The organism is Hymenobacter profundi (genome assembly GCF_019334315.1).
Classification (GTDB): domain Bacteria; phylum Bacteroidota; class Bacteroidia; order Cytophagales; family Hymenobacteraceae; genus Hymenobacter; species Hymenobacter profundi.
In genome coordinates this window covers 1-5,712 of sequence record NZ_JAHWGL010000168.1, presented here as the reverse complement: position 1 = coordinate 5,712, position 5,712 = coordinate 1, and the positions used below count along the sequence as shown (strand labels likewise).

Below are 5,712 nucleotides of genomic sequence, written 5' to 3'. Positions count from 1 at the left end.
GCGTACTTCTGCGAGAAACCTACCCCTCGCATGATTGTCAACCCTACTCCTACCGGCTGGCAGGTTATCTACCAGCAAGCCCACGCCTTATTGGCCGCCCAACTTGCCTGGCAGTGGCCACCTTTCCTACCCACCGACCGCTGGGTAGGGCTGCTGGCTGCCACCGCTCAGCACGACGACGAGCAGCAGCGCTGGCGCGGCCACTACGGCCTTACCGCCGCCGGCGCCCCCGCCGACTTCACCCAAAAAGAATTTTCCCTGGAGCAAGCCGAGGGCGTAATGCGTGCGGCCCGCTTTCAGGGGCAGTGGCGCAGCCTGCTTACCAGCTTGCATCTGAGCTTTTTGTATGAGCCGCAGCGCGGAGAAAATACGCAGCAAGATGCCTTCCTGGACGAGCAGCAGGCCCAGCAGAAACAGTGGCGCCGCGCCCTGCACGTAACCAAAGCCGAGGCCCAGCGCGCCTACGCCCTGCTCCAATGGTGCGACCGGCTCTCCCTGATTTTGTGCCGGCAGGAATTGCCCGAACGAGGACGGGCGCTCGAAATCAGCGAGGGGCCAGACGGGAAACGGTATACCGTGCACCGCCCTACCCCCGAAGGACCGGTGCTGGTATCGCCCTGGCCCTTTGCGGCCTCAGAATTCGACGTGACGGTGGAGGCCAGTCAGCTGCACGAGTTGCAGTTTCAGGACGATGCAGCGCTGACGGCGGCCCTGCACGTGGCCCCCATCGAAACGCTACAGTGGGGCCTGCAGCGGCCGCATTAGCTAACTCATCGCCTGGTAGTGCGTACTAGTGAACAATCTTCACCTGTAACAACTGCTATATGGCAACTCGGTATACTGCTGCTAATCTGGGCTCTATCCTCAAATGCACGGCCAGTAATTTTATTGAAAACAACTCCCTTCGCCTAGCTGGAGCCTTGGCCTACAACGCCATTTTCTCGTTGCCACCGCTGCTGTTGATTGTTATCACAGCGGCCAGCACCTTTCTGGATCAGGAGGCCGTTACGGGCAAGCTTTTCACTCAGATTGATGGCCTAGTAGGGGCTAAGGCCGCAGCTACCATTCAGGATTCCATTCGCACCTTCAATCAACAGCAGCAGGGCGGCATATCGGCCATCATTGGTGTCGGCACGCTGATTTTTGCAGCTACTACATTCTTTGTCACGTTGCAGGAAAGTATCAACAGCATCTGGAACGTGAAGGCTAAGCCCGATACGACCACGGGCAGCGCCTGGAATTTCGTGCGCGACCGGCTCCTGTCATTTGGTTTGATTTTGAGTGTGGCGTTGCTTCTGCTGATGTCGTTCGTTATCAGCGCCTTGCTTACGGCATTCACAGACTATCTGTCCCGCCTTCTTCCCGGCATCACTTTGGTATTAATTAAGGTGATTGACTTTGTGGTATCGTTGGGCGTTACCAGCCTACTGTTTGCCATGATTTACCGCTACCTACCAGACGCCATCATTCGCTGGCGCGATGTACGGATTGGCGCTCTGATTACCGGTACTCTGTTTTTGTTGGGTAAGTATCTGATATCTTTCTATATATCCAATTTTGATCCGGGTTCAGCCTATGGCGCGGCGGGTTCCATCATTGTGCTGCTGGTCTGGATTTACTACTCTTCCCTCATCATTTTCTTCGGGGCCGAATTCACGCAGGAGTATGCTGCTGCCTACGGACAGCGCGTGCAGCCCAAGGCCCACGCCGTGCGCATTGAAACCCGCGAAGTGCCTTTCCACAAAACAGAAGACAGTGTAGACAGCGGCCGGCCAGAGCCCGAGGGTGTTTGGCGGGATACGAAGCGAAAGTAGATTGTAGAAGTCTAATAAGTAAAAGGGAAACTATATTAGAAAGTTCTGATATACAAATAGCTATACTGAAAAAGAATAGCTTAATCGGGCATATGTAACGTCTAATTCTCTATACGAATGTTGATGTGTGAATGAGAAAGTAGATAACAAAAGTGCTAGGTTTGAGGGCTTTGCATTCTACTTCTTATTCCAATGCGTCTACAGGGAATTGCAGCCTGCCTGGTTGCTATAACTAGCTGGTGTAGCCTTACTGCTCGTGCCCAACAACCCACCGGGAGCGGCCATACCTACGTGGTAAGCTCGCAGGTAGGTGAAGTAATCGACCACCAAGAAAAGGTCCGATTTGGGCTATTCCCGTACTATGCGGCCGACAATTTTCAGGAGGCTCGGTTCCTGCAATATTTCAGTGCCGATAGCTCTAGCAACTCCGTGGTGCTACAGGCTACCATGCGCAGTGGCGAGCTAAAGACCCGTCGGTTCACCGAAAGCGAGTTGCAAGATGTTCGCCGTCAGATTGAGGGGCGTAGTCAGGAGTTGCAGCAGTATGGCGCCCGGAACGCAGTAGCTGGCGACTCCATTGGAGGTACCTACTCGGTGGAGCTGCGTTCCGGTACCAGTTTCGTAGGGGTGTTGCTGGCACGCAACGATAACGAGTTAGAGTTTGATGCCCAGGATATTGGTCGGGTTTCGATTCAGAAGAGCAATATTCGCAGTATGCAGTTGCTTTCTGAAACGCAGCTGCGCAAAGGCTGGGAGCCCGTGGGCAATGGTACGCGAATGTTTTTTGCACCTACAGCCCGCAATTTGCGCAGGGGTGAAGGCTACGTGCAGGATATCAACATTGTATTGCTCGGTGCCAACTATGGCATCACGGACCACATCTCAATCGGGGCGCTGGTTCCCGCCCTTCCAGGGGTAGGCCTCAACGTCTTTGCCATTACGCCGAAAGTTTCGGTACCGATTAGCGAGAAGTTTCACGTGGGCGGAGGGCTGCTCTATGCCTTTGCATTTGGCTCTGGGGGAGGTATTGCCTACGGTGTGGGCACCTATGGTACCGCCGACAATAATGCAACGCTGGGCCTGGGGTATCTGGTTGGAAGCGGTGATGTTGATGCCTCACCAGTTGTGTTGGTGGGTGGAGCCACCCGCATTTCCCGACGGTTTTCGCTGCTAAATGAAACCTATATTACCGATGGCTTTCTAGCTGGGTTGGTAGGCGCCCGAGTGTCAGCCGCCCGTGTCAGTGGAAGTCTAGGTTTTATCTACGGTACAGGCATACCTATTTTGCCGGCCTACTTAGAAGTAGCCTATCGTTTTGGGCGGGTGCGGTGAGTAGTAGCCGTAATAATTGTCGTGCTTGACGTAGCATATTCGCATTCTACTTTACTTTATGAAGTCACTATCCTTCTGTTCCTTCTTACTCTCCTTTTCGTGGTGTATTACATGCTATGCTGGCACGTCGCCAACAGCTCCCGATTCTATTTCGGGTCAAACGCAACTTATCAAGCAGATTGCTGCTGAAGCATGCCAGCAAATGGCTGCCGACAAACAACAGGACTCCTTCGCTACCATGCGTCCTCCGCAAGCGCAGGACACTTTCGAAAAAATACTACTAGCGACAATCAAACGGAGAGAAAGCACTATCCGACAGGTAGCGCGACGGAGTAACGTGCCAGGGGCCTACGAACAGCTATTAGGGAGTTTAGCGACTCTGGTTTCGGTGCAACTGGTCAGAACGTGTCCAGATGCTACCATGCTTTATGGTCGGTTTGCAGGCGCACGGAGTGCTGAGCCTACCCCCGCCGAACAAGCGCTTATACAAGAATGGGGCGATGAGCTGTGTCAGCGTCTGGCCGCTTTACAGAAAGCAGGACGTTTACAGGGCAAAACGTCTGCCGAGTGCCTGGAGCTTTTTCACCAAGAATATACTGCTTCTCTTACAAAGCGTGGCCCTCAGATTATGCAGGTATACGGCTCAGATGGTAATAGTCAGATGGTTGTAGACTTATTGAGTAACCGAATTACCCAGTACATGCAGCAACACTGTCTGCAAACGCTTCTGTTGCTGCGCGGAACGGATGCGAAATAAACAAGAAGGCCGCTGGTAGTTGCTACCAGCGGCCTTCTTGTTCAAGAATTGCGCTTTACTACGCAACGGCTTCCGCCTTCTCCTTCACTGCCAGCTGGCCGCAGGCCGCGTCGATATCTTTGCCGCGGCTCCGGCGCACGTTGGTTTGCACGCCCCGGTCGGCGAGGTACTTGTGGAAAGCCACCAGCTTATCGTCGGCGGTGTTGATGTAGTCGGCGTTTTCGATGGGATTGTACTCGATCAGGTTCACCTTGCAGGGTAGCCACTTCGAAATCTGAAACAGCTCCTCGGCGTCTTGCAACGTGTCGTTGAAGCTCTCGAATACGATGTACTCGTAAGTTACTTTACGGCCGGTTTTCTGGTGGTAGTACTGCAACGCGTCCTTCAGCGCGGCCAAGGAATTGGCCTCGTTGATAGGCATGATTTCGTTGCGCTTGGTATCGTTGGGGGCGTGCAGGGAGAGGGCCAGGTTGGCCTTCACGTCGTCGTCGGCCAGCTTCTTGATCATCTTGGCAATGCCGGCCGTGCTGATGGTGATGCGGCGCGGGGCCATGTTCAGGCCATCGGGGGCGGTGATGCGTCGCACGCTTTCCACTACGTTGGCATAGTTCAGCAGCGGCTCGCCCATGCCCATATACACGATGTTGGTGAGCGGCGTGCCGTACTGCGCCTCGCACTGCTCCCGGATGCGTACTACCTGATCGTAGATTTCGGCGGCATCCAAGTTGCGCTTGCGGTCCATGTAGCCGGTAGCGCAAAACTTGCACGTGAGCGAGCAGCCTACCTGCGAGGAAATACAGGCCGTCATACGTGTGTCGTGCGGAATCAGCACGCCTTCTACCACGTTGCCATCGTAGAGCCGGAAAGCCGACTTGATGGTGCCATCGTTGGAGAGCTGCTTGTTCTGCACCTGCACGCCGTTAATCACAAAATGCCGGGCCAACAACTCGCGGGTAGCCAGCGAGATATTGTTCATCTCCTCAAAGGAGCCGGCCGTGTTTTTCCACAGCCACTCCACTACCTGCTTGGCACGGAAGGGCTTTTCGCCGTGCTCGACCATGAAGGTTTTCAGGTCGTCGGCGGAGACTTTGCGAATGTCGCGCTTGGAAACTACGGGCAGCTCTATCATAACCGCAAAGATACAACATGCGCGGCGGTTGGGTTCCCGAAAATCTTCGACTTCTACTAGCTTTTAGTTGTGTACAGGGTAGAGACACAACCTATTGTGTCGTATTGGTGCGACTGTTGGTAGGCTGGTGCAGTTCCATTTGGTCAGTGGTGAGACGCAGTAGGTTGTGGCGCTACCTTGTGCCTATGTCCGTTTTGGAAACGGATAGCCCGAATTTTATAGCGGCCTACCGTGGTGCATTCCTCAAAATAACGCCTACCTTACCGGCCTAAACTTTAGGGGTGTTCTGCTACGAGCGGGACTGAGAAATACCCTTGGAACCTGATCCAGGTAATGCTGGCGAAGGGAAAAGTGCAAGAAGCGGACGCCTCCTTGGGCCCGCACGGGCGTGCGCCACCTAGAGTTTATTGTTTCTGACAGCCAACCAACTATCCGTTGCTTGTATGCTTCTCTATGTCAACAATAAACCGCACCAGGCCTGCCTCCCTACCCCCACGCTGGCCGATGCCCTCCTCGATTTGCAGCTCGCCGAACAGCGCGGCATTGCCGTGGCCGTGAACGACGCCGTGGTGCCCCGCGCCGAGTGGATGCGCCACCAATTGCGTGCCCAAGACCGCATCACTGTTATCCGCGCCACGCAGGGCGGGTAGGGGCGCGTCTGTCATCCTGAGCGCAGCGAA

At 54.7% G+C, this 5,712-nt stretch carries 6 protein-coding genes and 1 riboswitch; of the genes, 5 read left to right on the top strand and 1 reads right to left on the bottom strand.

The window, feature by feature from the left end; genetic code table 11:
* The 4 genes from KYK14_RS21380 to KYK14_RS21365 form a co-directional block, all read left to right on the top strand.
* On the top strand, positions 1-765 hold a 765-nt coding region (locus KYK14_RS21380), incomplete at its 5' end, for a DUF3891 family protein (protein WP_219161695.1).
* Positions 766-824: 59 nt separating this feature from the next.
* On the top strand, positions 825-1,814 hold the full coding sequence (locus KYK14_RS21375) for a YihY/virulence factor BrkB family protein (RefSeq protein ID WP_219161694.1): 990 nt from the start codon (positions 825-827) through the stop codon (positions 1,812-1,814).
* 192 nt (positions 1,815-2,006) lie between these two features.
* Positions 2,007-3,146, top strand: coding sequence for a hypothetical protein (locus KYK14_RS21370; protein ID WP_219161693.1), 1,140 nt, complete (start codon positions 2,007-2,009; stop codon positions 3,144-3,146).
* A gap of 58 nt (positions 3,147-3,204) precedes the next feature.
* Entirely contained in the window at positions 3,205-3,903 is a 699-nt protein-coding gene (locus tag KYK14_RS21365; protein ID WP_219161692.1) for a hypothetical protein, read from the top strand.
* Between the two features lie 58 nt (positions 3,904-3,961).
* On the opposite strand, the gene rlmN is transcribed toward KYK14_RS21365, so the two are convergent.
* On the bottom strand, positions 3,962-5,032 hold the full coding sequence (rlmN, locus tag KYK14_RS21360) for a dual-specificity RNA methyltransferase RlmN (RefSeq protein WP_219161691.1): 1,071 nt from the start codon (positions 5,030-5,032) through the stop codon (positions 3,962-3,964).
* Positions 5,033-5,299: 267 nt separating this feature from the next.
* A riboswitch (TPP riboswitch) is annotated at positions 5,300-5,397 on the top strand.
* Positions 5,398-5,475: 78 nt separating this feature from the next.
* Between rlmN and thiS the strand changes: the two genes are divergently transcribed.
* Positions 5,476-5,682, top strand: a complete 207-nt coding sequence (gene thiS / locus KYK14_RS21355) for a sulfur carrier protein ThiS (protein ID WP_219161690.1) — start codon at positions 5,476-5,478, stop codon at positions 5,680-5,682.
* Positions 5,683-5,712 lie beyond the last annotated feature (30 nt).